Below are 26724 nucleotides of genomic sequence, written 5' to 3' on the forward strand. Positions count from 1 at the left end.
GAAGGCCGCACACCATGACCATGCGCACCCTCACTCCCCCCGATACCGAGCTGATCGTCACCGGGCGCCCCGCGTCCCGGCGGACACGCCAGCTCCGCAAGGCCTCCGAGGCCTATGCCTTCCTGTCGCCGACGCTGATCCTGCTGTTCGTGCTGATGATCGTGCCGATCGTCATGGTCATCGGGTACTCGTTCCAGGACAACGTCATCACCAACAAGAACCCGCAGTTCGTCGGGCTCGACAACTACATCGCCGTCCTCACCGACGCCGGGTTCTGGAAGGCCACCGGCAACACGCTCTTCTTCACCCTGACGAGCGTCGCCGCACACCTCGTCCTCGGTCTCTCGTTCGCGCTGCTGCTGAACAGCCGCCTGATCGGCGCCGTCCCCCGGGCGATCTTCCGGGGCCTCTACGTGCTGCCGTGGCTGTTCACCGTCGCCGTCATCGCCGTGCTGTGGCGCATGCTCCTCGCCCCCAACGGCATCGTGAACTTCCTCCTGAACACGAACATCGAGTGGCTCGCCTCCCCCCAGCTCGCCCTCGGCACGGTCACGTTCATCAACATCTGGGCCGGCTACCCCTTCTTCATGGTGAGCCTGCTCGCCGGGCTCCAGGGCATCCCCAGCGACCTCTACGAAGCCGTGACCGTCGACGGCGCGAGCCCGGTGCAGCGCTTCTGGAACGTCACCATCCCGCAGCTGCGGCCGATCATCGTCAGCCTCCTGCTCCTCGACCTGATCTGGACGTCGCAGCAGTTCGCGCTCATCTGGCTCACCACCGGCGGCGGCCCGATCGACGTGACCGAGATGCTCAGCACCTACACCTACAAGCTCGCGTTCGCCACGTACGACTTCTCCATGGCTGCCACCTCGGCGGTGCTCGTGCTGGCGATGTCCATGATCATCGCGGTCCTCTACGTCCGCCACCAGAAGGCGAGGGACTGACATGGCCCTGACCACCGTCGCACGCACCCGCGTCGCCAAGACCGGCGTGCTGATCGGACTGGTGCTCGGCGCCGTCTTCGCCGCCGGCCCCGTCCTGTGGATGCTCTCGAGCTCGTTCAAGTCCAACACGCAGATCTTCGAGCTGCCCCCGCGGCTGATCACCGAGACGTTCTCGTTCGACGCCTACGTGAAGATCTTCACCACGCCCGAGACCGTGCGCTTCTTCATCAACAGCTACGTCGTGGCCGGGGCGGTGACCGTCCTCACGTTGCTCGTGGCCATCCAGGCCGCGTACGCGTTCAGTCGGTTCGACTTCCGCGGCAAGCGCATCGTCAACGTCATCATCGTCAGCGTCCAGGCGGTCCCGCCGATCACGCTGCTCATCCCGTACTTCGGGCTCATGGTGGCGCTGAAGCTGTACAACACCTACCCGGGCCTGATCCTCACCTACATGGTGTTCACGCTGCCCTACGCGATCATCATGATGACCGGCTACTTCAACACCCTCCCGAAGGAGCTCGACGAAGCGGTCCGGGTCGACGGTGCGGGATCGTTCACCGCCCTCTGGCGGGTCCTCGTGCCGATCTCCATCCCCGGGATCGTGTCGGTCGGCATCTACACGTTCATGATCGCGTGGAACGAGTTCCTCTTCGCGCTGACCCTCACGCGCACCCTCGACATGCGCACCGTGCCGATCGGCATCCAGTTGCTCATGGGCCAGCACTCGTACGAGTGGAACCAGATCATGGCGATGAGCATCCTCGGCTCGATCCCCGTGCTGGTGCTCTTCCTCTTCTTCCAGCGCTTCTTCATCAGCGGCCTCACGGCCGGCTCGGTGAAGAGCTGATCCCGCCTACCCAACCCCGAACAAGGAGAAATCCGTGCTCTACACCGGCAAGTCCATCCTCGACGTGGCCAACGCCCACAGCTTCGCCATCCCGGCGTTCAACATCAGCGACTGGGCGATGTTCACCGGGATCATGGACATCAGCGAAGAGAAGAACGCTCCGGTCATCATCGCCATCCACCCCGACGAGGTCTCGCACATCACCACCGACCTCATTCCGGCGATGCACGCACGGGCCCACCGGTCCAGCGTCCCCGTCGCCATCCACTGGGACCACGGCGGCTCCTACGAGCAGATGATCACGGCGATCCACTCCGGCTTCACGTCCGTCATGATCGACGCCTCGCTCGAGCCGTTCGAGCAGAACGTCGCGATCACCCGCAAGGTCGTCGAGGCGGCGCACGCGGCCGGCATCCAGGTCGAGGGCGAGCTCGGAACGATCGGCGCGAACGACAGCTACGGCGAGTCCGGCGCGGCCGAGATCATCTACACGAACGTCGACGATGCGGTGCGGTTCGTCGAGCAGACCGGGGTCGACAGCCTCGCGATCGCCATCGGCACCTCGCACGGTCTGTACCCGTCCGACAAGAACCCCGAGCTGCGCCACGACCTGCTCGAGCAGATCAAGGCGGCCGTCGGCATCCCGCTGGTGCTGCACGGTGGATCCAGCAACCCGGACGCCGAACTCGCGCGCGCGGTGTCGCTGGGCATCAACAAGATCAACATCTCCAGCGACATCAAGGTCGCGTACCACGACCGTATGCGCGAGGTGCTCGGCACCGACCGTCGCCTGCGTGAGCCGAACGCGATCCAGCCGGAGCCCATCGCGGCGATGAAGGTGACCGCGGCCGAGAAGATCGACCTGTTCGGCGCCGCCGGCAAGGCCGACCTGTACTGATCGGGGAGGATCGGCGTCATGGCAGGAGACCTCGTCCTCGGACTCGGCGGAACCGTCGACTACGAGATCCGGTGGGATGCCACCGTGCTCACCGCCCTCGCGGCCGAGTACGGCATCCACCGGGGCGAGCTCGTCACCACGGCGCCGATCGTCGACGAGCGCACGCTCGTCGTGACCGTGCTCGCCTTCCTCGCCCACGGCGGGGGAGGCGAGCGGCACGTCCGAAGCTCCGACATCATCGAGGACTTCGCCGCCCGGTTCGACGTGGCGGTGACCCTCGGCGGGACGGGCGTGCGCGCGGGGATCGCCCTCGACCGGATCGGCGTGCCGACGGTGCAGCATCTCGTGAGCATCGACGACACCGTGCGCCGGCTCCTGCCCGCGTCGATGCGGGTCGTCTCCTCGGCCGCGCGCGACACCCTCGATCCGCACCTCATCGTGCAGTACCCCGAGGGGACGACCGTGACCCTCCCCGACGGCGCGGTCACCGCACCGTCGGCGAACCGCCTGATCTTCGCGAACGACGCCCCGAACCGCGAGATGGCGATCGCCGCCGACCTCGGCGACGCGCTCGCGGAAGCGGACGCCTTCCTGGTGTCGGGGTTCAACACGATGCAGGATGCCGCCCTGCTCGCGAGCCGCCTCGACGATCTCGTCGCGGCGATGCGCGGCCTGCCGCCGGAGGCGCTCGTCTATTACGAGGACGCCGGGTTCTACGACCGCACCTTCGCCGAGATCGTGCGCCGACGCCTCCTCGACCGCATCGACGTGTACGGCATGAACGAGGACGAGCTGCAGGAGTACCTCGGCCGCCGCGTCGACCTGCTGTCTCCCCACGACGTCGCGACCGCTCTCGCCGAGGCCCGCGCGCTCATCCCCGCTCCCGCGCTCGTGGTGCACACGAAGTACTGGGCGATCGCCGTGGGGCCCGAGGCCGATCGTCACCGCGCGGGTCTGGAGAGCGCGGTGCGCACGGCGGCGACCCGCTACCGGGTCGGTGACGCGTGCACGCTCGCCGACCTCGACGCGACCGCGGCCTTTCCGCGTCACCCCGGCGGCGCGGCCGTCGTCGCCGCGGTGGAGGAGCGGATGCCGGCCGTCGGCGTCGCCGCCCACGTGGTCGACGTCCCCCACCCGACCACGATCGGGCTCGGCGACACGTTCGTCGGCGGTTTCCTCGCCGCGGTTCCCGCCGCCGCCCGTGCCGCGACGCTCGCCGGTCAGCGCCGGGAGACGTAGGCGCGCCAAAGGATGCGGGCGTGGCGGGCCTTGGCCCGTTCGACTCCGTCCTGGTCGTGGTGCAGCGCGCTGAACCACTCCGCGAAGCGGCTGGCCGTGGCATCCAGGATCATCCGGAGGTCCTTGTGCCGCGCGGGCGGAACGCGCGCCTCCTCGGACGTGAGCCGTCCGCGGGCGGCGAGGTCGTCGTCGAGGTGCTCCCGCACCAGGCGGGCGACCCCGACGGCATGGCCGTTGATGATCGAGTGGGCCGCGCCTTCGATCTCCCAGCGCCGCGCGTCGCGGGCACGGGCGACGAGACGGGAGTGCAGCCGCCGCGGCGACGGACGGTCGAACTCGCCGCGGATGAGGAGCAGCCGCGCGCGGACCAGCCCGACCCGGTCCGAGATCCGGTACCGCAGCATGTGCGGCAGCACCTCGGCGAAGTAGAGGAACCCGCACAAGAGGTACGCCGAGACCGCCATCACCGCGATGTGCAGGGACTCCCGCGCGGTGGACTGCACGAAGCGCACGGCCTGCAGCGGGGCCGTCGCCTCGCTCTCGTCCACGACGGGACTCACGAGCACCGCTCGGGACAGGTCGTTGCGCCGCGTGAGCACCTCGACCACGACCTGGGTGCCCATCGAGTGCCCGACGAGCACGGGATCGTCCATGCGGTAATGGTCGATCACGCCCTCGACCTGGTCGGCGAAGAACGCGGCGGTCGGTTCGTGACCGGATGCCGGCATCCCGGCGAATCCCGGGAGATCGAGCGCGTACACGTCGCCGTGCTCGGCGAGGAGCGGCGCGAGGAACTCGAAGTAGCTGGCCGCGACCCCGATCCCGGCGACGAGCACGAAGGGGCGACCGGATGCGCCGGTCGACACGATCGTCACCCGGGTCTGCGCTGCGCCGCGCCGGAACGTCTGGACGTCGACGTCGGCGGGGCGGGTGTCGTCGGGCATCCGTCCAGGATGCCGCACCCACCGGGCGGGGGCTGTCAATCCCGGCGGAGCGCCGGTGACGCCGACCTAGCCTGGCGCGATGACCGATGCTCCCCGTGACCATGAAGAAGAGACCCTCGGCGCCGTGCGTGAGGGACAGGACCCCGTAGAGAAGGACCCCTCGGACTGGGTCACCGGCGACGAGCCGATGACCGCACCGCAGCGCAGTTACCTCGACACGCTCGCGCGCGAGGCCGGTGAGGAGATCACCGCGGACTTGACCAAGGCCGAGGCCTCGGAAGAGATCGACCGTCTCCAGCACGAGACGGGTCGCACGAACGACTGACCCGTGCCCGCCCCGCCGCTCAGGCGGGGCGGGACTGTCCGGCGCGGGGGTTCAGGTGCTCGACGCGCTGCGTCTCGGCGCGGGCGACCTCGTCGAGGAACTCTGCGACGACTCGGCGTTCGTCGGCCCCCAGTCGCGACGCGGCTTCGGCCACCGACGAGCGCCGCACCGCCAGGAGGTGGCGTGCGGGGGAGGCCGCGTCGATCGTCGCGCGCACGACGATGGAGCGGCGGTCGCCGGGGAACGGAACCCGTTCGACCCAGCCGGCGTCGGCGAGGCGGTCGATCAGTGCGGTCGTGGCGGCGGACGAGATGCCCAGCATCTCGGCGAGGAGTCGCGGGGTCACCGGCTCGTCGTCGTCCTCGCGGTCGAGGAGGAATCGGAGCACCTTGGCGTCGTTCGGGCCGATGCCGAGGGACTGCAGGGCGACGCGCTCGGAGGCGGCGCCGGATTCGGACAGGTCGCTGACGGCCTTCACCACGTCTTGTTCCGTGGTCATGTTCTCGTCACCTCCCCGACGGGGTAGTTCGCATTCCTCGTATCTCGAATGCCCATCAAGTAGCGGGCCGATATATTTACCATCGTACCTGTACGCCATGCGAAGAGGCAGGGCCCTTGCGCGGTCCTCCTGACGTAGGATGCCGAAGTGGAAAACGGCTCGCAGGCGTCGCGCTACTGGTACGGCGCGAGCGAAGAAGACCGCCGCCGTCGTGCCGTGGAGGTGCTGCAGGCGTTCCGCGTCTACCGCGCGGCCGAGATCGCGATGCGGCGCCGCACCCGTGAGTCCATGTCCATGGGAGAGAACGAACTCCTCGTCCTCCGCTACCTTCTGCGGGCGACCGGGCAGGGCCGGCAGGTCTCGCCGAGCGAACTGACCCGTTACCTCGGTGTCTCGACGGCGTCGACGACGGCGATCATCGATCGGCTCGAGAAGTCCGGCCACGTGACGCGCGCGCCGCACCCCACCGACCGGCGCAGCATCTACATCGTGGCCACCGCGGCGAGCGATGCCGAGGTGCGCGCCACGCTCGGCTCGATGCATTCGCGCATGATGGCGGCCGTCGTCGACATGACCGCCGAGGAGTGCGCGACCGTCATCGCCTGCCTCGGCCGGCTCCAGGATGCCGTCGACCAGGTCGACCCGCATCACGACGGGGAGCCCTCGCCGATCGGGGCCGACGTCTCCCTCTGATCGGAATGCGCGTCCCGCGTAAGAAGCTAGGAAGCCTAGTTGAATTCTGAGTATTAGGAATCGCTCGGCGTCCGTGAAACCATGAGGCCATGGACGAAAATGCGATCGAGGCGCGCGTGAGCGTGACCGCCGTCGACGCCGTCCAGACGGTGGAGGGCGTGCCCGTGGCATCCCTGCATTCGGTCGTTTCGCGACTGCGCCTGGACTACCCCGGCGAAGACCCCGTGCACATCGAGACGATCGTCCTGCGGGAGTGGGAGGCCTTCTCGGCCGGACGTCCGCTCGTCGTTCCCACCGCGGTCGAAGAGGGCGCGCGCGAGATCCTCGACCAGCGCACGGCCTGACTCAGGTCCGCGGAGCGTCGCTCCCGGGCTCGGGGACGAGCAGGAGCCCGCCCGAGGAGTTCGCCGAGTTGGCCAGGTCCTCGATCCACGCCCGGCTGAGGAGCGCGGGTTCGGGGTCGTCGAACACGAAGCGCAACGGAATAGACGGGTGCAGCCAGACGGTGCTGCGGCCCACCTCCTGGCCCGGGCCGTGCGTCCACGAGAGGGTGAAACTCTCGCCGCGGCGGAGCTTCGTGGCGATCACGACCTTGACGTGCGCGAGCGCGCGATCCTCGATCTCGATCGGCGTCGCGACATCCCCGTAGTACAACGTTCCCACGCGAGTCAGTCAACACCGGTCGTGGATCCACGACCGGGGGCTTGATTCGGCACCCCGTGCCGTGGTATTCGCGGGACGGCCGCACGCGGGTCTCGGATAGGCTCGACATCATGGGCCGTTTCATTTACGACACCGTCGCGAACGCCGTCGACATCGATGACCGCACGCTCGCGCACCTCCGCATCGTCGTGATGAACAAGCTCCGGCGTTCGGAGTCGTTCATGTTCGACGTCAAGGTCGGCGACGGCAGCGGTCGCCGCAGCTTCTGGATGCACCCCTCGGTGCCGATCCAGTTCCACTTCTACGGAAGCCGCCAGCCGCGCATCAACCGCGTCTGGGTGGAGGACCTCATGCTGGCCGCCTCGGGTCCGAACGGTCTGGCGATCACGCCCGAGCCTTCGGAGGACACCCTCGTCGAAGAGGGCTGACCTCAGCGCTTCGGAGTCTCCTCGACCGGGGCGATGTCCTCGGGGACGAGCAGGATGCCGCCCGAGGAGTTCGCCGAGTCGGCGAGCCGCTCGATCCACTCGCGGCTGAGTTTCGTGGGCTCGGCCTCGTCGAAGACGAAGCGGAGCGGGATCGCCGGGTGCAGCCACAGCGTGCTGCGGCCCCGCGGCTGACCCTCGGGGTGCTGCCAGGAGAGAGTGAAGCTCTCACCGCGGCGGAGCTTCGTGGAGATGACGACCTTGAGATGCGCCAATGCGCGGTCCTCGATGGGGACCGCCGTCCCGCCGCCGCCGTAGAAGATCGTGCCCATGGTCTCCACGATACCGGCGGGGATCCGGAGAGCTACGTGGCCGCCGACGGGGTGTCAAGGCCACCCGTTGCGCCTGGCGGCTCTGTCAGTCTGGGGACATCCAGCAAAGGACCCCGCCGTGAGCGACAGCCGATTCCCCCTCCTTCCCGAACCCGGTGACGCCGGCGACCTCCCCGAGGTCTTCGACCAACTCACCGGGATCGACGTCGTGGACGGCGAACTCATCCCGCGGTCGGCCCCGCCGGCGGGGGAGTGACCTCCCAGGACCCTCGTAGGAGCCGACGCTAGCGTCGCTCCCATGTCCGACCCGCTGGAGGATCAGCAGATCACGGTGTCCGGAGCCTCGCTCCGCGCGATGCGCGACGAGTTCCAGCGCTTCCTCATGGAGTACCGGTTCGGTCTCGCCGAGGTCGAGACGAAGATCACCATCCTGCGCGAAGAGTTCCAGGAGATGCACGACTACAACCCGATCGAGCACGTCTCGAGTCGCGTGAAGTCGCCCGACAGTCTCGTGGACAAGGTCCGGCGCAAAGGCATCGAACCCGACTTCGACTCCATCCGGAGCACGATCACCGACATCGCGGGCATCCGGATCACCTGCAGCTTCGTCGACGACGCCTACCGGCTGTCCAACCTCCTCACGCAGCAGGACGACATCACCGTGCGCGACGTGAAGGACTACATCGCGCGCCCGAAGGCGAACGGCTACAAGAGCCTGCACGTGATCGTCGATGTGCCCGTGTTCCTTTCGACCGGACGCGTCGACGTCCCCGTCGAGGTGCAGTTCCGCACGATCGCGATGGACTTCTGGGCCAGCCTCGAGCACAAGATCTATTACAAGTACGACCGCCTCGTACCCGACGAACTGCTGGCGGAGCTGAAGGATGCCGCCGACACCGCGGCCGAGCTGGACGCGCGCATGGAGCGCCTGCACCGCGAGATCCGCGGTCCGCGTCCCGGGGTGGTCCCCCTCTGACCGGACGGGTCACAATGGGGGGATGAGTGACGCGGCGACCCTCCTCGACGAGGTCGCGGCCGAGTTGCTCGCCCTTCCGCCCGCACGATTCACCGCGGCGCGCAACGGTCGCGCCGAGGAGATCGGCGGCGCGGTGGGGCGCCGCATCGCGAAGTTGCGCAAGCCGACGCTGGCCGCGTGGGCGGTCAATCTGCTCTCCCGCGACGGCCAGCTCGCCGAGGCCGTCGAGCTGGCGCAGGCGCTCCGGGAAGCGCAGGACGACGCGGATGCCGTGGAGATGACCCGTCTCGGTCGGCAGCGTCGTCAGCTGGTCGCCGCCCTCGCCCGGCGGGCGGCCGATCTCGCGGCCGAAGCGGGAACACCCCTGAGCGCTCCGATGCGGGACGCCGTGGAGAAGACCGTCAACGCGGCCATCATCGACCCGCACGCCGCGGCGATGATCCTGACCGGGCGGCTGGTGGCATCCGTCGATCTGGCCGACGACACCGACCCGAGCGCCGCGGTGGCCGGTTCGGTGCCGGAGGGCGCGGCCGTCGTGGAGACGCCCACGCGGGACGACCTGGCGCAGCGCCGGGCTCGGAAGGCCGCGGAGCGCGCGGTGCGCGAGGCGGAGCGGGCACGCGCGGACGCCGACCGCGCGCTCGCCGGGGCGACGGCGCGGGAGACCGCCGCCCGGGAGAAGGCCGACCGGGTCCGCGAACGGCTCGAGGGCCTCCGCGCCGAGATCGCGCGGGTCGAGAAGGACGCGGACGCAGCCCACGCGGCGCTCGATGCGGCCGAGGAGGAGACGGCGGCGGCGCGCGAGACGGCCACCGCTCGGACGCGAGACCTCGACCACGCGCGCTCCGTGGTGGAGGGGATGCCGTGAGCACGGTCGACGACCTCCTCGCCGCGGCGCGTGAACGGCTCGCCGACGCCCCCCGCGAGCGGATCGGCGAACTCCAGGAGGGGCGGCGGCTGCTCGGCATCCCGCGTGCTCCCCGCATCGTGGACCGGGGCCGAGCCTGGCATCTGGGCGTACTGCTGCTCACCGACGACGGCGTCCTCGCGACCGGTGACATCGTGCGCTCGCGCGCCGAGGTGCGCCGGGGCTTCGCCGCCGAGTCGCAGCGCCGTCGGGCCGAGCTGTCCGCCGCCGCGCATCGCGGGGGAGTGCCCGAGGGGGAGACGGTGCACATCGGCTGGCGGGCACTCGATCCGGCCGCGCTCGACGCCCGGACGGCGCCGCTCGCGTTGCGCGACGGCGAGCTCACCGTGCGCTGGAGCGCGCAGGGCGGGTACCTGCCGCTCGCACGGTATCTCGACGAGCGGATCGACCTGCTCGTCCACCCTCCGGAGCGCGCATAGAGATCCGCGCGCATAGTCGGCGGAGGGGGTGCTGTCAACGACGATGACCCGGCCCATCGGCCGTAACTTCCCTGGTCTATCGTGAGCGACGTGCAGCAGGTATGGCCAGGATCCAGTTATCCCCTCGGGGCCACTTACGACGGTAACGGGACGAACTTCGCCCTGTTCAGCGAGAACGCGGAGAAAGTCGAGCTGTGCCTCTTCGACGCCGACGGCACGGAGACGTGCGTCGAGCTCGTCGACGTCGACGCGTTCGTCTGGCACGCGTACCTCCCGAACATCCAGCCGGGCCAGCGGTACGGCTACCGCGTGCACGGCGAGTACGACCCCGCCAGCGGCAAGCGGTTCAACCCGAGCAAGCTTCTGCTCGACCCCTACGCCAAGGCCGTCGAGGGTCAGATCGACTGGGGGCAGCCCGTCTTCAGCTACGAGTTCGGCGACCCCGACTCGTTCAACGACGACGACTCGGCCGCGCACATGATGAAGGGCGTGGTCATCAACCCGTTCTTCGACTGGGCGGGTGACCGTCAGCCCAAGATCCCCTACGCCGAGAGCTTCATCTACGAGGCGCACGTCAAGGGCCTCACCCAGCTGCATCCCGACGTCCCGGAGGAGTTGCGCGGCACGTACGCCGGCATCGCCCACCCGGCCGTCATCGACCACCTGCGCAAGCTCGGCGTCACCGCGATCGAGCTCATGCCCGTGCACCAGTTCGTCAACGACTCCACGCTCGAGGAGAAGGGGCTGTCGAACTACTGGGGCTACAACACCATCGCGTTCCTCGCGCCCCAGAACACCTACTCCTCCACCGGCGACCACGGTCAGCAGGTGCAGGAGTTCAAGGCCATGGTCAAGGCGCTGCATGCCGCCGGCATCGAGGTCATCCTCGACGTGGTCTACAACCACACCGCCGAGGGCAACCACATGGGCCCGACCCTCTCGATGCGGGGCATCGACAACGAGGCGTACTACCGCCTCGAAGACGACGACAAGCGCTACTACACCGACTACACCGGCACCGGCAACAGCATGAACGTGGGCAACCCCCACACGCTGCAGCTCATCATGGACTCGCTGCGGTACTGGGTGCTGGAGATGCACGTGGACGGATTCCGCTTCGACCTGGCATCCACCCTGGCCCGGGAGTTCTACGAGGTCGACCGCCTCGCGGCCTTCTTCGAACTCGTGCAGCAGGACCCGATCGTCTCGCAGGTCAAGCTCATCGCCGAACCGTGGGACGTCGGTCCCGGCGGATACCAGGTCGGCAACTTCCCGCCGCAGTGGACGGAGTGGAACGGCAAGTACCGCGACACCGTCCGCGACTTCTGGCGCGGTGAGCCGCAGGCCCTCGGCGAGTTCGCCTCCCGTCTCACCGGCTCGGCCGACCTCTACGAGCACTCCGGGCGCCGGCCCGTGGCATCCATCAACTTCGTCACCGCGCACGACGGGTTCACGCTCCGCGACCTCGTCTCGTACAACGAGAAGCACAACGAGGCCAACGGCGAAGACAACAACGACGGCGAATCGCACAACCGGTCCAACAACCTGGGCGTGGAGGGGCCGACCGACGACCCCGAGGTGCGCAAGCGCCGCGCGCAGCAGCAGCGCAACTTCATCGCGACGCTGCTGCTCAGCCAGGGCGTGCCGATGCTGCTCCACGGCGACGAGCTGGGCCGCACCCAGGGCGGCAACAACAACGGCTACGCGCAGGACAACGAGATCACGTGGGTGGACTGGTCGGCCGTCGACCACCCGCTCATCGAGTTCACCGCGGCCCTCGCGCGCCTCCGCAAGGAGCACCCCACCTTCCGCCGCAGCCGGTTCTTCGACGGGCGCCCGGTGAAGATGGAGGAAGGCGACAACATCCCCGACGTGGTGTGGCTGCGCCCCGACGGCTCGCTCATGCAGCCCGAGGACTGGGATTCCGGCTTCGGCCGCGCGGTCGGCGTGTTCCTCAACGGGCAGGGCATCCGCGAGCGCGATCGCCGCGGCGAGACCATCAGCGACGACCACTTCCTCGTGCTGTTCAACGCCGGCGACGACACCGTCGACTTCCACGTGCCCGACATCCAGTACTCGCCCGAGTGGGACGTGTACGTCGACACGGCGGGCGAGCGCGCCAACACCGAGCCGATCGCGCCCGGGGAGGCGCTGAAGCTCGAGCCGAAGTCGCTCATCGTGCTGCGCGAGCACCACCTGCCCGAGCCCGAGATCGACCACACCGTGGCCGCTTCGCTCACCGCGCAGATCGCCGTCACCGCCACCGACGACCTGCCCGGGCAGGCCCCCAAACCGGAGCTCTGATTCAGAATGCGGCATCCGCTTTCGACCTACCGCCTGCAGATCCGCGAATCCTTCCCCCTCGGCACCGCCGCCGAGGTCACGGGCTACCTCCGTGACCTCGGGGTGTCGTGGGCCTACCTGTCGCCGCTGCTGGAGGCGACGCCGGGCTCCGACCACGGCTACGACGTCGTCGACGTCACCCGCGTCGACCCCGCGCGGGGCGGCGCCGAGGGGCTGGCCCGGTTCGCCGAGGCCGCCCGCGCCGAGGGCCTCGGCATCCTGATCGACATCGTGCCGAACCACATGGGCGTGTCCGAGCCCCGCACGAACGCCTGGTGGTGGGACGTGCTCCGCCAGGGGCGCGCCTCGGCGCACGCGGACGCGTTCGACATCGACTGGGAGTTCGGCGGCGGCAAGGTGCGCGTTCCCGTGCTCGGCGCCGACCTCGCCGAGGTGATCGACGAGATCTCCTACGATCCGACCCCCGCGACCGATGCCCCCGACGGCCTGGTCCGCTACTACGACCATGTCTTCCCGGTCGCGCCGGGAACGGGGACGTCGGATATCCGCGCCCTCCTACACGCGCAGAACTTCGAGCTGCGGTTCTGGCAGGACGAAGCGGCCGACCTCAACTACCGGCGCTTCTTCGCCGTCACCACCCTCGCGGGCGTGCGGGTCGAGCGCCCCGAGGTGTTCGACGCCACGCACGCCGAGATCCTGCGCTGGGTGCGCGAGGGCCTCGCCGACGGCCTGCGCGTCGACCACCCGGACGGACTCGTCGACCCCGGCGGCTACCTCGACCGGCTCGCCACGGCACTGCGCGACGCGGGCGGCGAGGATGCCGGGTACGTGCTCGTGGAGAAGATCCTCGAGCACGGCGAGGCCCTGCCGTCGTGGTGGAAGACCGCCGGCACGACCGGGTACGACGCGCTGGCCGAGATCGACCGCGTGCTCACCGACCCCGCGGGCGAGGCGGCGCTGGACGCGTTGGACGCGCGCCTGCGCGCCGACAGCGACCTCGCGCCGCTCACCGGCTGGCACGACCTGATCCACGACACCAAGCGACGGATCGCCGACACGATCCAGGTGTCCGAGATCCGCCGCATCGTCCGCGGACTCCCGTCCGCGCTGCGCGACGAGTTCGCCGCCGCCGACCTGCAGGACGCGCTCGCCGAGATCCTCGCGTGCTTCCCCGTCTACCGCTCCTACCTCCCGGCCGGCCGGGCGCACCTGGATGCCGCCGTCGGCGAGGCCGAGGAGCGCCGGCCCGAGCTCGGCGACGTCATCGAGGCGCTGGTCCCTGCCCTGACCGACACCGACCTCGAGATCGCGTGGCGGTTCCAGCAGACCACCGGTCCGGTCATGGCCAAGGGCGTCGAGGACACCGCGTTCTACCGCTACACGCGCCTCGGATCGCTGACCGAGGTCGGCGGCGACCCGGCGGAGTTCTCCCTCGACGTCGACGGTTTCCACGCTGCGCAGGCCCAGCGGCAGGCGTCGTGGCCCACGGCCATGACGACGCTGTCGACCCACGACACCAAGCGCGGCGAGGACACCCGCGCCCGCATCGCGGTGCTCGCGGAGATCCCGGCGCGCTGGGCCGAGGTGCTGGGGGAGTTCCGCGCGATCGCCTCGACCGGGCACGGCCCGTTCGACGCGCTGCTGTGGCAGGCGATCGTCGGGGCGTGGCCGGCCTCGGCATCCACGTCCTCGGGTCTCGCGAAGTACCGCGAGCGTCTGCACGCGTACGCCGAGAAGGCCGCGCGCGAGGCGTCCGAGGTCACCGGCTGGTGGGAGCAGGACGAGGCGTTCGAGGAGCGCATGCACGCCGTCGTCGATGCGGCGACGGGGCCGGCGGCATCCCGTGTCCAGGCGTTCGTCGACGAGATCGCCGACGCGGGCTGGTCCAACGGCCTCGCCGCGAAGCTGCTGCAGATCACCGGACCCGGCGTGCCCGACGTGTACCAGGGCTCGGAGCTGTGGGAGCAGTCGCTGGTCGACCCCGACAACCGTCGCGCGGTGGACTTCGCCGAGCGGGCGCGTCTGCTGGCCTCGCTCGACGCCGAGGACGCCCCGCCGCCGAAGGTGGATGCCACCGGCGCGGCGAAGCTCATCGTGACCTCGCGCGCGCTGCGCGTGCGGCGCGACTGCCCCGAGCGGTACTCGCTGTACCGTCCGCTCGAGGCCGCGGGCGCGGCATCCGGACACGTCGTCGCGTTCGACCGCGGCGGCGTCTCCGCGGTGGCGACCCGCCTCCCGCACGGTCTGCGCGCGGCCGGGGGCTGGGGCGACACCGTGCTGCTGCGCCCGGACGTCGCCGCGGTGGACGTCCTGACCGGCCGTCGCTTCCCGGGTGGCCCGGTGCTGATGTCGGAGCTGCTGGAGTTCCTTCCGGTCGCTCTCCTGGTGGACGAACCGGCCTGCTCCTGAGGCCGTACCCATTCGCGTGAGTCGCCAAGATTCGTCGCTTCCGGGTAGCCCCAGGCGACGATTTCTGGCGACTCACGCGTGAGAACTGTGAGAACTGACGACGAAGGAGACGGGGAGCTATGAGCATCGAGGTGTGGGCACCCAAGGCGCAGCGCATGCGACTGCGGCGGCTGGACGAGAGCGGCGAGAACGTCGTCGAAGACGTCGAGATGGAGCCCGGCGCCGGGGGCTGGTGGACGGCGCCGGTCGACCTCGCGGACGGCGAACGCTACGGCTTCGTCCTCGGCGACGGCGACGACCTGCGCCCCGACCCGCGGTCGCGGCGTCAGCCCGCCGGTGTGCACGAGGCATCCGCATGGTTCGATCCGTCGACCTTCGCGTGGACGGATGCCGCCTGGACCGGGCGCCAGCTCGCCGGCGGCCTCATCTACGAGCTGCACCTCGGCACCTTCACCCCCGAGGGGACCCTGGATGCCGCGATCGAGCGCCTCGATCACCTCGTCGACCTCGGCGTGACCCACGTCGAACTGCTGCCGGTCAACGGCTTCAACGGCGTCTGGAACTGGGGCTACGACGGTGTGCTCTGGTACACGGTCCACGAGGCGTACGGCGGCCCGGCCGCGTACCAGCGGTTCGTGGACGCCGCCCACGCGGCGGGGCTCGCGGTCGTGCAGGACGTGGTCTACAACCACCTCGGACCGTCGGGGAACTACCTGCCCGAGTTCGGTCCGTACCTGCGCGAGGGCAGCCGCAACACGTGGGGCGACTCGATCAACCTCGACGAGGACGCCGTCCGCTCCTACATCGTCGAGAACGCGCTCCTGTGGATGCGCGACTACCACGTCGACGGTCTCCGACTGGATGCCGTGCACGCGTTGCTCGACCACCGCCCGGTGCACGTGCTGCAGGAGATCGCCGAACGCACCGACGCCCTGTCGGCGCACCGCGGCATCCCTCTCACCACGATCGCCGAGTCGGACATGAACGATCCGAAGCTGATCCTGCCGCGCGAGGCCGGCGGGTACGGGCTCGCCGCGCAGTGGTCGGACGACTGGCACCACACCGCGCACGTCGCCCTCACCGGCGAGACGATCGGCTACTACGAGGACTTCGCCGCGATCGACGCGTTCGAGAAGGTGTCGGAGGGCGGGTTCTTCCATGACGGCACGTACTCCACGTTCCGCGGGCGCGCGCACGGCCACCCGATCCCGGAGGACGTGCCGAACTGGCGCCTCGTCACGTTCGCGCAGGACCACGACCAGATCGGCAACCGCGCCGCCGGCGACCGCCTGTCGCAGAGCCTGCCGTTCGACCGCCTCGCCGCGGCCGCCGTGCTCACCCTCACCGCCCCGGGCACGCCGATGCTCTTCATGGGCGAGGAGTGGGGCGCGAGAACCCCCTGGCAGTTCTTCACCTCGCACCCCGAGCCCGAGCTCGGCGAGGCCACGGCCAAGGGCCGCGTGGCCGAGTTCGAGAAGATGGGCTGGGACGAGTCGGTCGTCCCCGACCCGCAGGACCTGGACACGTTCCGCCGGTCCAAGCTCGACTGGTCCGAGCCCGACGGTGACGGCCACGCCGAACTCCTCGCCCTGTACCGCGAGCTGGCGAAGCTCCGCCGCGCGCGTCCCGAGCTCACCGACCCCTCCCGCCACGGCCTGTCCGCGCGCGCTCTCGAAGCCCCCGGCGGCCGCGTGTACGAGCTGCACCGGGGCGACCTCGTCGTGCTCGTGAACCTCTCGGATGCCGAGGCGGCGGTGCCCGTGGCATCCGGCGCCGGTGTTCTGCTCGCGACCGTCGACGGGACCGTCCTGGAGGACGGACTGCTGACCGTCCCCGCGGGAGGCAGCGCGATCGCGGCTCCCGCGCTCTGACGGGTCGCGGCGGGTCAGTCGATCGAGGGACGGATGAGACGCAGGCCCGAGACGACGGCCGGCGGCAGCAGGACGACGAGGGCGACGAGGATCGCGGTGATCGCGATGGGGGTGTTCGTCGGAGATCCGGTGAGGCGCTCCACGGCGAGCCACGACAGCCCCCACGCGAGGGCGAGCGCCGGAGCCACGCGCCAGCCGCTCCGCCACGCGATCGCCAGGCCGATGATTGCGACGACGACCAGGACCGTGACCCCGATCGCGCTCGCCGCGTCCTCCCACGACGGCGGGACGACGGTGGTCAACCACGCCGCGGTGTTGGCGACGGTCGCCAGGGTGACCCAGCCGAGGTGCAGTCCCGTGACCCCGTCGATCAGCACGGAGTCGAGGACGCCGCCGCGCGGGTCGCGCGTGACGACCGCGGTCCGGAAGGCCCAGCCCAGCGCCACGAGCAGCAGCACGATCACCACGACGGTGAGGAACAGCGTGCCGAAGCGCGCGGCGACGAGCCACAGCCCGTTCAGAACCATCGTCACGGCGATCGGCCAGCCCATCGCCCGCTGGCGCTCCGAGGCGCGCTGGCGGGGGAGCGCCTGCCAGATCGCGTACGCGATCAGGCCGAGGTAGATCACGGACCAGATCGAGAAGGCGGGTCCCGCCGGAGCCAGGTAGGACCCGTCCGTGTCGAGCGCACCGCCCTGCTGGTCTTCGACGGCGGTGTTGCCGAAGGCTCCCGCCCCGATCACCGCGGCGATCAGCATGAACGACACCGCGGAGAGGAGGACGATCTGGCGTACCAGGTCGGATCCGTGCGGAGTGGTGGTGACGTGATCTCTCGCGTTCATGGATAGAACACTAGATAAGCTAGCCAGTTCCGCGCTCCGGCTTGACAGCGACCGGCGCCGTCGCGCGCGCGTCGCGGGCGGTGTCAGACCGCGAGGGCGGCGAAGGTGCGCAGCAGCAGGGTCGGCTGCTCGACCGAGGCGGTGCGGACGTGCGCGGCCACCTCGTCGAAGGCGTCCGCGTCGAAGTAGCCCGCCGCGCGGTACACGGCCATGCGTGCGACGAACGCGTCCGCCGTGGGTTCGGGGTGGAACTGCGTCGCCCACAGGCTCGTGCCCGCCCGGTACGCCTGCACGGGGCAGTCGTCGTTGCGGGCCAGCAGTGTCGCCCCCGGAGGGACCTCGGCGGTGCCCTCCTTGTGCGCGGTGAGCGCCTCGAAACGGGGGTTCAGGATGCCGAACAGCTCGTCGCCTCCCCCCTCCTCGGTCAGCTCGATCTCGGCGGGGCCGGTGCCCTCGGGGTGATCGAGGGTCACCACGCCGCCGAGGAGCCGCGTGACGACCCCGATCCCGAAGCAGGTGAACAGGGTCCGCGTCCGCCCGGTGAGCCCCGCGGATGCCAGTTCCTCCAGGTCGCGCTCGAGGCGGAGCTGTTCGTCGGTCTTGTCCGTGTCCGTGACGTTGAAGGGACTGCCGCCGACCACGACCCCGGCGTAGCGCTCGAGGTCGGACGGAAGCGCTGTGCGGACGAGATCGTGGTGCACCAGGTCGCCGTCGGCGACGCCGAGCCCGTCGCGGAAGGACGCCCATTCGGCGACGGCCGCCTCGCGCTGCGGACGCGCGCAGACGTAGAGGAGTCGACCGGTCACCCAGGGATTCTATGCGTGTCGCGCGCACGACCCCCGGGGCGTGACGCGCCGCGACAATGGGGGTATGACCACCGCGACCCTTCTCGTGACCGATGTCGAGAACCTCGGCGAGATCGTGGCCCTGCTGCGCGAGGCCGCCGCCGAGCTCGACTGCGGGCTCACCGTCCGCACGCTCGCCGGAGACGAGGTCGACGAAGCCGAGGCGGCCGCGGCCGCGCATCGTGATCGCGAGCGCAAGCGACTGCCGATCCCGGTGAAGGTCGACCTGCACGCACTGTCGGACGGACCCGTGGATGCCGAGGCGGTCCTGCGCGGCGCGCGGGCGCGGGGTCTGCGGGGCGGAGCGACCGTCGACGAGGTACGGCGCACGACGAAGCGCTGAGAGGCGTTCGGGGCCGTGCGTCAGCGCGAGGAGCGTGCGGTGCGGCCGCGCACGATGCCGACGAACGTCTCCACGTCGTCGGTCGTCGCGTCCCGCCGCCACGCGAGGGCGACCGTCGAGACCGGGCCGTCCGCGAGGATACGGTACTCCACGTCCCGGCGCTGGTGGGCGCGGGCCAGCGACATGGGCACGATCACGACGCCGACCCCGGCGGCCACCGTCGCGATCGCCTCTGCGGTGTCGGCGGGAGGCGCGAACGCCGGGGGCGCGGCATCCGGGATCCGGGCTCCGAGGACGTCGTCAGCGGGGACGATCAGGATCTCGCCGGCGAGATCGTCGGCCGTGATCTCCTCGTCCGCGGCGGTCAGCGGCGACTCGGTCGACATCACGACGACCGGGAGCTCGTCGTACAGGGGGATGACGTGCAGGTCGTCGGCGCCGTCGATCGGGAGGCGCACGAGAGCGGCATCCACGTCGTCGAGGGCGGCGCGCTGACCGGACACGGAGATCTCGCGCAGCTCCAGCGGTACGTGCGGCATCCGGTCGCGCCAGAGCCCGATCCACTTGCCCGGTGTCGCACCCGGAACCGCGCCGAGGGTGAATGTGCGGGCGAGGTCGGCGGTCGGCGGCGACGACGACGGGCGAGGCGCGCGGGAAGCGGCGTTCTTGCGCGCCGGGGCGGGCTTACGCGCCGGCGCAGGCTTGCGCGCCGACGCCCCGGACCGCGGGCGTCCCGCGCCCCCGCGCGCACCCCGTGATCCGCTTCCGCTCTTGGCCATACCCCCCAGGCTAACGTGGGCACATGCTCGGCATCCTGGCGCTCGTCTTCGCGGGGCTCGCCGCCCTGCTCCACGTCTACATCTTCGTTCTCGAGAGCGTGCGCTGGTCGCACCCGAGCGTGTGGCGGATCTTCGGCCTGACGTCGCAGGAGGCGGCCGACACGACCAAGCCCCTGGCGTACAACCAGGGCTTTTACAACCTCTTCCTCGCGATCGGTGCGGCCCTCGGTGTCGTGCTCTGGGCGGTGAACGGAGTCGGTGACGTCGCCGGTCGGACGCTGCTGCTGTTCTCGCTCGGCTCCATGGTCGCCGCGGCGCTCGTGCTCGTCACGTCCGGCCGCAAATACCTGCGACCGGCCACGGTCCAGGGAACGCTCCCGCTCATCGGATTCGTGCTGACGTTGCTCGCGTGAGTTTCTCGATGTCGAGGAAATTCGGCAGCGGACTCTCGACGTCGAGGAAATCGCGAGCTTTCGAGTTCTTCGACGTCGAAACGAATTGGCGCCGTTTTCTCTCGACGTCGAAGCACATTTCATCCCGAGAAGACGAAACCCGCACGTTCCGAAGAACGTGCGGGTGATGGATGCCGAGAGGCGTGAGCCTCAGGCCGCCAGGCGAAGACCTCGTCGATCGGTGGCGACGGCTTCGCCGTCGTTGATGATCTCGTCGTCGCCGATGAGCGAGCCGACCGCCACGCGGGCCTTCGATCCCACTTGGGTGCGGACGCCGATGTGCGCGCCCGCGCCGATCACCGCTCCCGCGCAGATGTGCGCGTGCGGTTCGATGCGTGCTTCCGGCCCGATCACGGCATCGGATTCGATCCACGCGCCTCTACCGACACGGACACCCGCCGCGATCTGCACTCCGGGCTCGACGTACGCGCCGTTCTCCACCAGTGCCGACGGGTGGACCTTCGCGCCGTGCGCGACGAGTCCACGACCGTTGACGTGCTTGCGGTAGCGCAGCGTCTCGCCGTGGTCGTTCTCGATGTCGATGTAGTTCTTTCCCACGATCCCCTCCGATCGGCTCTTCGGGTGAGCCGACTAATGTGACAACCGATGCGGGTTCACTCTCATTCCCGTGCATGGTTGTTCGGCGCGGACGCCCGAGCGGATTCCCGCCGGACCACGGATTTTCCGCTGCGCCGGTTTGTCTTCCACCGTTGTCGCATGCCCGGCTCAACAGAAACGGCGGGTTGACAGCGGCGAGGAATCCGCTCTCTGTTCCCGCCGTGGATCGGTCGATACGGTGAGGGCATGCCGTGGCGAATATATGGACCCGCTCTGATCGCGGCCCTGCCCCTCGGGGCCGGGATGGGCGCGGTTCTCGGGTCCACTCTCACGTGGACCGGTTGGGGCTCTCTCGGTGCGTTCGTCGTCAGCGGAGCGGTCTTCGGTGCTGCGAGTGCGATGCTCGGCGCCGCCGGTGCGATCGTCGGCGTCTCCCGCGCGGTGCGACGAGGTCAGCACGCTGTGATTCCCGCGGCCGTCGCGGGGACGGCGGTGGGGGTGGCATCCCTGTGGGTCCTCCTGCTCGCGTACGTGGCGATCATCGCGGGCGCGTCCGTGCTTCTGGTGCTGGTGCCCGCCGTCCTCCTGGGCGCACTGGCATCGGCCGTGGCGGCGGCGGTGTGCGCGGCTCTCATGGCCGGATGCCGCGCCCTGGATCGTCGACGCAATCCGCCGCCGCTCCTGCCCGGGGCCGCGGGGTGAATCAGCCCGGTTGGCAGGTGGGGCACCAGAAGACGTTGCGTTCGCTCGTCGCCGAGGCGCCCAAGGTGGTCGCGCGGATCGGGGTGCCGCACCGTCGGCACGGTGCTCCGTCGCGCCCGTAGACCCACATGCGCCGGCCGGGCCGATTGTCGCCGGTGAAGGTGCGTTCGGCCCGCGGGAGGTTGGCGTGGATCATGCGATGGCCGAGCGCGATCGTGGCCGCCACGTCGATCTCGTTCGCCGGGGTGGTGGGGGCGATGCCGCGGACGAAGAGCAGTTCGTTCGCGTAGACGTTGCCGAAGCCGGCGACGTTCCGCTGGTCGAGGAGAGCGACGTGCGCGGCGCGCGTGTCGGCCGAGACCCTTCGCACGGCCTCCGCCGCGTTCCAGTCGGGACCGAGCAGGTCGGGGCCGAGGTGTCCGACGACCCGGTCTTCGTCGGCGGTCGGCAGCACCTCGACCATCGCGAGGTCGAACCCGACGGTGTCGGCACCCGTGACACCGACGATCGCCCGGGCCTTGAAGGCGGGGCGGCGCCAGCGTTCGCCCGGACGATAGACGTCCCACCGGCCCTCCATCTTGAGGTGCGAGTGGAGCGTGTAGGCGCCGATGCGTTCGAGCAGGTGCTTCCCGCGCGCGACCACCTCGTGCACCGTCTCGCCGCGGAGGTCGGCGGTGGCGCTCCCCGGGACGCGGATGTCGAACCTCGTCACCTGGCGGCCGGTGAGCGCGGCCGAGAGCTTCGCGGCCGCGCGGTGAACGGTGTCGCCCTCAGGCACGGGCGGCCTCGCGGAGCGTGTCTCCCGCCGTCAGGCGCCGCAGCGTGAGCCCGCGCGGCGACTCGACGAACCCGGCCTCGCGGAGGGCCCGGCCGACGGCCGTGCCGTACACGAACTCGCCGTTGACCTGCTCGACCGTCAGGGTGTCGAGTCGGCGTCGGCGCGAGGTCTCGGCCAGGTCGCGGGCGGCCGCCTGCAACCGCGCCTCGTCGTCGGTGAACGCCAACGCGCTGCGCCCGCCCCGCTCGAGGTACAGCGTCAACTCGCCGTCGACGAGCACGACCAGACCGCCCGCCTTGCGTCCCGGGCGGTGGGTCACCCCCTCCAGCGCGGGCCAACCGAGCGCCGCCCCATAGGGGTTGGCGGGGTCGGTCGCGGCGAGAGTGACGGTCCGCAGCGGTGGCGGGTCGGCGACCGCGGCGAATTCGCGGAGCCGGTCGACGGTGGCCGAGGCCGCGAACTGGGCGGCACCGAGCTTCTCGATCACGTACCCGCGGCGGCAGTGCCCCGCCTCCTCGAAACCGGCGAGGATGCGGTACACCTGAGCGAAGCCGCCCGGAACGCCCTCCGACTGCACGGCGCCGCGCGTGACGACGCCGTACCGGTCGAGCAGCAGGCTCGCCGTCGCGGTCGCGCGGGCAGCGGCATCCGGTTCACGGTCCGGGAGGAGCGACCAGCGTCCGCCGAGCGACGGCGGTCGGGGCGCCGAGGTCGGGCGCGGCAGGGCCGCTCCGCGGTACATGCGGGCGCGGGGGGCGCGACGGGCGACGCGGTGGGCCTGTCCGCCGCCGCCGAGCAGCGCGCGGACGGGAGCGAACGTGTCGTTGGTGACCCGACCGGCCCAGGTGAGAGCCCACAGCGCGTCGTTGACGGACTGCTCGTTCTCGGCGCCGATCAGCTGCTTCAGCTGTGCCGCGAAGTAGGCGCCGCCGCCGTCGAGAGCGGTGAGCAGGCGGGCCTCGAGCGAATCGGGCGCGGGATCTTCGGGGTCGTCCGGATCTTGCAGCGTGAACGGTGCCGCCTCGGCGGGGTGCAGGGCGATCCATCCGTCCCGACCGGGCAGGGTGCCGTGCCCCGACCACACGACCTCGCCCGTCGCGGTCAGCTCGTCGAGCAGCGCGGGGGTGTAGTCGGCGACGCGCGAGGGCAGCACGAGCGACTCCCACGCGCTCGCCGGGATCGGGACGCCGGCGAGCTGCTCGATCACCGCGAGCACCCCGTCGACACCCTCGAGGGGGCGCGTGAGGTGCTGCCAGACGGGGAGGAACCGCGCGTACGCCGACGGGGGCACGGGCTCGACGCTGCCGCGGATCGCCGCGAGCGACCGCATGCGCAGGCGGCGGAGCACCTCGGCGTCGCACCACTCGGTGTCGTCGCCGCGGCCGGCGGCGGCCTCGGGCAGGAAGAATCCGCTCGACAGCCGCCCCTGCGATTCGAGACGCTGCAGCGTGAGACGCGCGACCGCGACACCGACGCCCAGCCGCTCGGCCACCGCGTCGGTCGTGAAGGGGCCGTGCGTGCGGGCGTAGCGGGCCACGAGGTCGCCGAGGGGATCGGCCACGGGTTCGAGGAAGGCGTTCGGGATGCCGACGGGCAGGGCCGCGCCGAGCGCATCGCGCAACCGCCCGGCGTCCTCGATGCCGGCGACGCGGGAGACTCCCGCGATCGTCACGGGGATCGCGCGCCGTTCCTCGATGAGTGCCTGGAGATGCGCCGAAGCCTCCTCGGACGACTCCCCCTCGAGACGGGCGGCCACCTCCGCGGCATCCAGGGGGCCGAGAAGGCGCAGCAGGTCGGCGACGCCCTCGACGCCGCGCGCACGGCGGTCCGGATCGAGGCGCTGGGCCTCGCGCTCGAACTGGGCGATGACCTCGGGGTCGAGGAGCTCGCGCATCTCGACCTTGCCGAGGAGCTCGCTCAGCAGCGCCGGGTCGACCGACAGCGCGGCCGCGCGGCGCTCGGCGAGCGGCGAGTCGCCCTCGTACATGAAGGCGCCGACGTAGCCGAAGAGCAGGTCGCGCGCGTACGGGGATGGCTGGCTGGTCGTCGTCTCGACCAGGCGGATCCGGCGTTCGCCGATCTGCCGCGCCACGCGGAGGAGCGCGGGGAGGTCGTAGACGTCCTGTAGGACCTCGCGCAGCGTCTCGAGGATGATCGGGAACGACGGATGCCGTCGGGCCACCTCGAGCAGCTGGGCCGAGCGCTGACGCTGCTGCCAGAGCGGCGACCGCCGGTTGGGGTTCAGCCGCGGGAGCAGCAGCGCGCGGGCGGCGCACTCGCGGAACCGGGAGGCGAAGAGCGCGGAGCCGCCGACCTCGTCGGTGACGATCTGCTCGAGCTCGTCGGGCTCGAAGACGAAGAGATCGGCCCCGGGCGGTTCGGCCGCGGCATCCGGAACCCGCGCGATGATGCCGTCGTCGCTCGCGACCGCGGCGCCCTCGACGCCCAGTCGCTCGCGGATGCGGGCGTTCACCGCCAGCGCCCACGGCGAGTGCACCTGCATGCCGTACGGCGAGTGCAGGATGATGCGCCAGTCGCCGACCTCGTCGCGGCTGCGCTCGACGGTCAGCGTGCGGTCGGTCGGGAGGCTGCCCGTGGCCTCACGCTGTTCGGCGAGGTAGGCGAGGAGGTTGGTGATCGCGTTGTCGTCGAGGCCGGATTCGCGCAGGCGCTCCTCGGCCTTGGCGCGGTCGGCTCCGGCGATGTCGCGTGAGAACTTGCCGAGCGCCTCGCCGAGCTCGGCGGGACGACCCAGGCCGTCGCCGTGCCAGAACGGCAGCTTCCCGGGCTGCCCGAAGGCGGGGAGGACGTTCACCCGGTCGTGCGTGATCTCGACGATGCGCCAACTCGTCGTGCCGAGGGTGAAGACGTCGTTGACCCGCGACTCGTAGACCATCTCTTCGTCGAGCTCGCCGACGCGGGCGTTCTGGGATTCGCCCGCGACGAAGACGCCGAAGAGGCCCCGGTCGGGGATCGTGCCGCCGCTCGTGACCGCGACGCGCTGGGCTCCGGGGCGGCCGGTGAGGGTGCCCGCGTCGCGGTCCCAGACGAGCCGCGGGCGGAGCTCGGCGAACTCGTCGGACGGGTAGCGACCCGCGAGCAGATCGAGCGTCGCCTCGTACGCCGATCGGGGGAGCGAGCGGAACGGCGCGCTGCGCTTGACCGTCTCGAACCACTCCTCGACGTCGATCGACCCGAGAGCGCACGCCGCGACGGTCTGCTGCGCCAGGATGTCGAGCGGGTTCTGGGGGACGGCGATCGCCTCGATCTTGCCCGACAGCATGCGCTCGGTGACGACCGCGGTGTGCAGCACGTCGCTGCGGTGCTTCGGGAACAGCGCCGCGCGGCTGACTTCGCCGACCTGGTGGCCCGCGCGGCCGACGCGCTGCAGGCCGGATGCCGCGCTCGCCGGCGCCTCGACCTGGATCACGAGGTCGACCGCGCCCATGTCGATGCCGAGCTCCAGGCTGCTGGTCGCGACCACGCACCGCAGGGTGCCGGACTTCAACTCGTCTTCGACCTGGGCGCGCTGCTCCTTCGAGACCGAGCCGTGGTGCGCCTTGGCGAGGATCGCGGCGACACCGGCCGAGGACCCGGCCTGCGCCATCATCGTGGCCGGGACCGTCGGCTCGGGAACGTCGATGCCCTGCCGCTCGGCGTAGATCTCGTTCAGACGCCCGGTCAGGCGCTCGGCGAGCCGGCGGGAGTTGGCGAAGACGATCGTCGAGCGGCGCTCGAGGATGCGATCGACGATCGCCTCCTCGACGTGCGGCCACACCGAGCCGGACACCTCGGTGCTCTCGGGCCGCTCGGAGAACCACTCGCCGTCGGTCGGGTCGTCGGGAGCGGGGCTGCCGGGCGGGGGCGGGGGATTGAGCATGTCGTCCACCGGCACGACGACCGACAGGTCGAACGCCTTGGTCGCCCGCGGGGCCACGATGTCGACGGGCTGCGCACCCCCGAGGAACCGGGCCACCTCGTCGATCGGGCGCACCGTCGCCGAGAGCCCGATGCGCTGCGCCGGGGCGTCGAGGAGCGCGTCGAGCCGTTCGAGGCTCACCGCGAGATGCGCACCGCGCTTGGTCGCGGCGACCGCGTGGACCTCGTCGATGATGACCGTGTGCACCCCCCGCAGAGTCTCGGCGGCCTGGCTCGTCAGCATGAGGTACAGCGACTCGGGGGTGGTGATGAGGATGTCGGGCGGATCGGAGACGAGCTTGCGGCGATCGCTCGAGGTTGTGTCACCCGAGCGCACGCCCACCGTGACCGCCGGGACGTCGATTCCGAGCCGCCGCGCCGACTGCCCGATCCCGACGAGCGGCGAACGCAGGTTCCGCTCGACGTCGACGCCGAGGGCCTTCAACGGCGAGATGTAGAGGATGCGGGTGCGCGTGGGCGTCTTCTTCGCGCCGCGGCGCGGGGGAGTGGCATCCGGGACCTCGGGCGCCTTCTCGCGGAAGACGCGGTCGATCGCGAACAGGAAGGCCGAGAGCGTCTTGCCCGATCCGGTGGGCGCGACGACCAGGGCGTTGCGACCGGATGCCACGGACTCCCACGCGCCCTTCTGCGCCGTGGTGGGCGCCGAGAACGCACCGCGGAACCAGTCCTGCGTCGCAGGACCGAACCTGTCGAGTACGTCGGCCATGCCGACATCCTCCCCCGGACCTCCGACATCGGGCCGGGGTTGACGTTCGCCGGTCGCGGAACGA

28 protein-coding genes are annotated in these 26724 nt (G+C 70.6%); 18 read left to right on the forward strand and 10 right to left on the reverse strand.

Going from position 1 to position 26724, the window contains the following annotated elements; all coding sequences use genetic code 11:
- Window positions 1-14: 14 nt before the first annotated feature.
- The 4 genes from QM517_RS10760 to QM517_RS10775 are packed head-to-tail and all read left to right on the forward strand — an operon-like array spanning window position 15 to window position 3928.
- Window positions 15-944 carry a carbohydrate ABC transporter permease gene (locus tag QM517_RS10760; protein WP_283287356.1) on the forward strand — a complete coding sequence of 310 codons (930 nt, stop codon included), beginning with the start codon at window positions 15-17 and terminating at the stop codon, window positions 942-944.
- A 1-nt stretch (window position 945) separates the two neighbouring features.
- Window positions 946-1791 (forward strand): carbohydrate ABC transporter permease, encoded by an 846-nt coding sequence (locus QM517_RS10765; protein ID WP_077050757.1) that lies wholly within the window; start codon window positions 946-948, stop codon window positions 1789-1791.
- Between the two features lie 34 nt (window positions 1792-1825).
- The gene (locus QM517_RS10770) at window positions 1826-2689 is read left to right on the forward strand and encodes a ketose-bisphosphate aldolase (protein WP_077050756.1); all 864 of its coding nucleotides are present in this window, start codon (window positions 1826-1828) and stop codon (window positions 2687-2689) included.
- An 18-nt stretch (window positions 2690-2707) separates the two neighbouring features.
- Window positions 2708-3928: an ADP-dependent glucokinase/phosphofructokinase gene (locus tag QM517_RS10775; protein ID WP_283287360.1), complete on the forward strand. Its 1221-nt coding sequence runs from the start codon at window positions 2708-2710 to the stop codon at window positions 3926-3928.
- Here the strand turns inward: QM517_RS10775 and QM517_RS10780 are convergent.
- Window positions 3910-4872 (reverse strand): alpha/beta fold hydrolase, encoded by a 963-nt coding sequence (locus QM517_RS10780; protein ID WP_283287362.1) that lies wholly within the window; start codon window positions 4870-4872, stop codon window positions 3910-3912. The two genes, QM517_RS10775 and QM517_RS10780, sit on opposite strands and share 19 nt — an antisense overlap.
- Window positions 4873-4951: 79 nt before the next feature.
- Between QM517_RS10780 and QM517_RS10785 the strand changes: the two genes are divergently transcribed.
- Window positions 4952-5197, forward strand: a complete 246-nt coding sequence (locus QM517_RS10785; RefSeq protein WP_077050753.1) for a DUF3072 domain-containing protein — start codon at window positions 4952-4954, stop codon at window positions 5195-5197.
- Window positions 5198-5216: 19 nt separating this feature from the next.
- Here the strand turns inward: QM517_RS10785 and QM517_RS10790 are convergent, their stop codons facing one another.
- Entirely contained in the window at window positions 5217-5696 is a 480-nt protein-coding gene (locus QM517_RS10790) for a MarR family winged helix-turn-helix transcriptional regulator (RefSeq protein WP_077050752.1), read from the reverse strand.
- Between the two features lie 147 nt (window positions 5697-5843).
- Here QM517_RS10790 and QM517_RS10795 point away from each other — a divergent pair, with 147 nt between their 5' ends.
- Both QM517_RS10795 and QM517_RS10800 read left to right on the forward strand, forming a co-directional pair.
- Window positions 5844-6389 carry a MarR family winged helix-turn-helix transcriptional regulator gene (locus QM517_RS10795; RefSeq protein ID WP_077050751.1) on the forward strand — a complete coding sequence of 182 codons (546 nt, stop codon included), beginning with the start codon at window positions 5844-5846 and terminating at the stop codon, window positions 6387-6389.
- A gap of 89 nt (window positions 6390-6478) precedes the next feature.
- On the forward strand, window positions 6479-6733 hold the full coding sequence (locus tag QM517_RS10800; RefSeq protein ID WP_077050750.1) for a hypothetical protein: 255 nt from the start codon (window positions 6479-6481) through the stop codon (window positions 6731-6733).
- A 1-nt stretch (window position 6734) separates the two neighbouring features.
- Here the strand turns inward: QM517_RS10800 and QM517_RS10805 are convergent, their stop codons facing one another.
- Complete coding sequence (locus tag QM517_RS10805; protein ID WP_077050749.1) at window positions 6735-7052, reverse strand: DUF7882 family protein; 318 nt, start codon at window positions 7050-7052, stop codon at window positions 6735-6737.
- 110 nt (window positions 7053-7162) lie between these two features.
- Here QM517_RS10805 and QM517_RS10810 point away from each other — a divergent pair, with 110 nt between their 5' ends.
- Window positions 7163-7480, forward strand: a complete 318-nt coding sequence (locus QM517_RS10810; RefSeq protein ID WP_283287364.1) for a DUF7882 family protein — start codon at window positions 7163-7165, stop codon at window positions 7478-7480.
- 2 nt (window positions 7481-7482) lie between these two features.
- On the opposite strand, the gene QM517_RS10815 is transcribed toward QM517_RS10810, so the two are convergent.
- Window positions 7483-7809, reverse strand: coding sequence for a DUF7882 family protein (locus tag QM517_RS10815; protein ID WP_077050748.1), 327 nt, complete (start codon window positions 7807-7809; stop codon window positions 7483-7485).
- Between the two features lie 118 nt (window positions 7810-7927).
- Between QM517_RS10815 and QM517_RS10820 the strand changes: the two genes are divergently transcribed.
- From QM517_RS10820 to treZ, 7 genes are all read left to right on the forward strand, one after another.
- Entirely contained in the window at window positions 7928-8065 is a 138-nt protein-coding gene (locus QM517_RS10820; protein ID WP_160897655.1) for a hypothetical protein, read from the forward strand.
- Between the two features lie 42 nt (window positions 8066-8107).
- The gene (locus tag QM517_RS10825) at window positions 8108-8785 is read left to right on the forward strand and encodes a GTP pyrophosphokinase (protein ID WP_283287368.1); all 678 of its coding nucleotides are present in this window, start codon (window positions 8108-8110) and stop codon (window positions 8783-8785) included.
- Between the two features lie 22 nt (window positions 8786-8807).
- Window positions 8808-9653, forward strand: coding sequence for a hypothetical protein (locus tag QM517_RS10830; protein WP_283287369.1), 846 nt, complete (start codon window positions 8808-8810; stop codon window positions 9651-9653).
- Window positions 9650-10132 carry a glutaminase gene (locus QM517_RS10835; RefSeq protein ID WP_077050745.1) on the forward strand — a complete coding sequence of 161 codons (483 nt, stop codon included), beginning with the start codon at window positions 9650-9652 and terminating at the stop codon, window positions 10130-10132. The genes QM517_RS10830 and QM517_RS10835 overlap by 4 nt, the downstream gene beginning before the upstream one ends.
- An 81-nt stretch (window positions 10133-10213) precedes the next feature.
- Window positions 10214-12436 carry a glycogen debranching protein GlgX gene (gene glgX, locus QM517_RS10840; RefSeq protein ID WP_238592345.1) on the forward strand — a complete coding sequence of 741 codons (2223 nt, stop codon included), beginning with the start codon at window positions 10214-10216 and terminating at the stop codon, window positions 12434-12436.
- Window positions 12437-12442: 6 nt separating this feature from the next.
- On the forward strand, window positions 12443-14845 hold the full coding sequence (gene treY, locus QM517_RS10845) for a malto-oligosyltrehalose synthase (protein ID WP_283287372.1): 2403 nt from the start codon (window positions 12443-12445) through the stop codon (window positions 14843-14845).
- A gap of 119 nt (window positions 14846-14964) precedes the next feature.
- A complete protein-coding gene (gene treZ, locus QM517_RS10850; RefSeq protein ID WP_283287374.1) occupies window positions 14965-16716 on the forward strand; it encodes a malto-oligosyltrehalose trehalohydrolase in 1752 nt (583 codons plus the stop codon).
- 14 nt (window positions 16717-16730) lie between these two features.
- Here the strand turns inward: treZ and QM517_RS10855 are convergent, their stop codons facing one another.
- Together QM517_RS10855 and QM517_RS10860 are read right to left on the reverse strand one after the other, a co-directional pair.
- The gene (locus QM517_RS10855) at window positions 16731-17558 is read right to left on the reverse strand and encodes a tryptophan-rich sensory protein (RefSeq protein WP_283287377.1); all 828 of its coding nucleotides are present in this window, start codon (window positions 17556-17558) and stop codon (window positions 16731-16733) included.
- Window positions 17559-17641: 83 nt separating this feature from the next.
- Window positions 17642-18364 (reverse strand): glutamine amidotransferase-related protein, encoded by a 723-nt coding sequence (locus QM517_RS10860; RefSeq protein WP_283287379.1) that lies wholly within the window; start codon window positions 18362-18364, stop codon window positions 17642-17644.
- 64 nt (window positions 18365-18428) lie between these two features.
- On the opposite strand from QM517_RS10860, the gene QM517_RS10865 reads away from it, so the two are divergent.
- Window positions 18429-18746 (forward strand): hypothetical protein, encoded by a 318-nt coding sequence (locus QM517_RS10865; RefSeq protein ID WP_283287381.1) that lies wholly within the window; start codon window positions 18429-18431, stop codon window positions 18744-18746.
- Between the two features lie 20 nt (window positions 18747-18766).
- Here the strand turns inward: QM517_RS10865 and QM517_RS10870 are convergent, their stop codons facing one another.
- Window positions 18767-19525 carry a LysR substrate-binding domain-containing protein gene (locus tag QM517_RS10870; RefSeq protein WP_283287383.1) on the reverse strand — a complete coding sequence of 253 codons (759 nt, stop codon included), beginning with the start codon at window positions 19523-19525 and terminating at the stop codon, window positions 18767-18769.
- Window positions 19526-19548: 23 nt separating this feature from the next.
- On the opposite strand from QM517_RS10870, the gene QM517_RS10875 reads away from it, so the two are divergent.
- Window positions 19549-19938 carry a DUF1304 domain-containing protein gene (locus QM517_RS10875; RefSeq protein ID WP_077050738.1) on the forward strand — a complete coding sequence of 130 codons (390 nt, stop codon included), beginning with the start codon at window positions 19549-19551 and terminating at the stop codon, window positions 19936-19938.
- Between the two features lie 189 nt (window positions 19939-20127).
- On the opposite strand, the gene QM517_RS10880 is transcribed toward QM517_RS10875, so the two are convergent.
- Window positions 20128-20535: a transferase gene (locus tag QM517_RS10880; protein ID WP_077050737.1), complete on the reverse strand. Its 408-nt coding sequence runs from the start codon at window positions 20533-20535 to the stop codon at window positions 20128-20130.
- A gap of 246 nt (window positions 20536-20781) precedes the next feature.
- On the opposite strand from QM517_RS10880, the gene QM517_RS10885 reads away from it, so the two are divergent.
- Window positions 20782-21237 (forward strand): hypothetical protein, encoded by a 456-nt coding sequence (locus QM517_RS10885; protein ID WP_283287384.1) that lies wholly within the window; start codon window positions 20782-20784, stop codon window positions 21235-21237.
- A gap of 1 nt (window position 21238) precedes the next feature.
- On the opposite strand, the gene QM517_RS10890 is transcribed toward QM517_RS10885, so the two are convergent.
- Together QM517_RS10890 and QM517_RS10895 are read right to left on the reverse strand one after the other, a co-directional pair.
- Window positions 21239-22015: a DNA-formamidopyrimidine glycosylase family protein gene (locus QM517_RS10890; RefSeq protein ID WP_283287385.1), complete on the reverse strand. Its 777-nt coding sequence runs from the start codon at window positions 22013-22015 to the stop codon at window positions 21239-21241.
- Window positions 22008-26660, reverse strand: coding sequence for an ATP-dependent helicase (locus tag QM517_RS10895; protein ID WP_283287388.1), 4653 nt, complete (start codon window positions 26658-26660; stop codon window positions 22008-22010). Before QM517_RS10895 ends, QM517_RS10890 begins: the two co-directional genes overlap by 8 nt.
- Between the last annotated feature and the right edge of the window lie 64 nt (window positions 26661-26724).

The organism is Microbacterium sp. IEGM 1404 (genome assembly GCF_030056775.1).
In the GTDB taxonomy this organism is placed as follows: domain Bacteria; phylum Actinomycetota; class Actinomycetes; order Actinomycetales; family Microbacteriaceae; genus Microbacterium.

Bases quoted from the DNA above. Each gene is read 5' to 3' on its own strand.
- QM517_RS10760 (WP_283287356.1), top strand. From the start codon at position 15: ATGACCATGCGCACCCTCACTCCCCCCGATACCGAGCTGATCGTCACC.
- QM517_RS10765 (WP_077050757.1), top strand. From the start codon at position 946: ATGGCCCTGACCACCGTCGCACGCACCCGCGTCGCCAAGACCGGCGTG.
- QM517_RS10775 (WP_283287360.1), top strand. From the start codon at position 2,708: ATGGCAGGAGACCTCGTCCTCGGACTCGGCGGAACCGTCGACTACGAG.
- QM517_RS10780 (WP_283287362.1), bottom strand. From the start codon at position 4,872: ATGCCCGACGACACCCGCCCCGCCGACGTCGACGTCCAGACGTTCCGG.
- QM517_RS10785 (WP_077050753.1), top strand. From the start codon at position 4,952: ATGACCGATGCTCCCCGTGACCATGAAGAAGAGACCCTCGGCGCCGTG.
- QM517_RS10790 (WP_077050752.1), bottom strand. From the start codon at position 5,696: ATGACCACGGAACAAGACGTGGTGAAGGCCGTCAGCGACCTGTCCGAA.
- QM517_RS10800 (WP_077050750.1), top strand. From the start codon at position 6,479: ATGGACGAAAATGCGATCGAGGCGCGCGTGAGCGTGACCGCCGTCGAC.
- QM517_RS10810 (WP_283287364.1), top strand. From the start codon at position 7,163: ATGGGCCGTTTCATTTACGACACCGTCGCGAACGCCGTCGACATCGAT.
- QM517_RS10815 (WP_077050748.1), bottom strand. From the start codon at position 7,809: ATGGGCACGATCTTCTACGGCGGCGGCGGGACGGCGGTCCCCATCGAG.
- QM517_RS10825 (WP_283287368.1), top strand. From the start codon at position 8,108: ATGTCCGACCCGCTGGAGGATCAGCAGATCACGGTGTCCGGAGCCTCG.
- QM517_RS10830 (WP_283287369.1), top strand. From the start codon at position 8,808: ATGAGTGACGCGGCGACCCTCCTCGACGAGGTCGCGGCCGAGTTGCTC.
- treY (WP_283287372.1), top strand. From the start codon at position 12,443: ATGCGGCATCCGCTTTCGACCTACCGCCTGCAGATCCGCGAATCCTTC.
- treZ (WP_283287374.1), top strand. From the start codon at position 14,965: ATGAGCATCGAGGTGTGGGCACCCAAGGCGCAGCGCATGCGACTGCGG.
- QM517_RS10855 (WP_283287377.1), bottom strand. From the start codon at position 17,558: ATGAACGCGAGAGATCACGTCACCACCACTCCGCACGGATCCGACCTG.
- QM517_RS10865 (WP_283287381.1), top strand. From the start codon at position 18,429: ATGACCACCGCGACCCTTCTCGTGACCGATGTCGAGAACCTCGGCGAG.
- QM517_RS10870 (WP_283287383.1), bottom strand. From the start codon at position 19,525: ATGGCCAAGAGCGGAAGCGGATCACGGGGTGCGCGCGGGGGCGCGGGA.
- QM517_RS10875 (WP_077050738.1), top strand. From the start codon at position 19,549: ATGCTCGGCATCCTGGCGCTCGTCTTCGCGGGGCTCGCCGCCCTGCTC.
- QM517_RS10885 (WP_283287384.1), top strand. From the start codon at position 20,782: ATGCCGTGGCGAATATATGGACCCGCTCTGATCGCGGCCCTGCCCCTC.
- QM517_RS10895 (WP_283287388.1), bottom strand. From the start codon at position 26,660: ATGGCCGACGTACTCGACAGGTTCGGTCCTGCGACGCAGGACTGGTTC.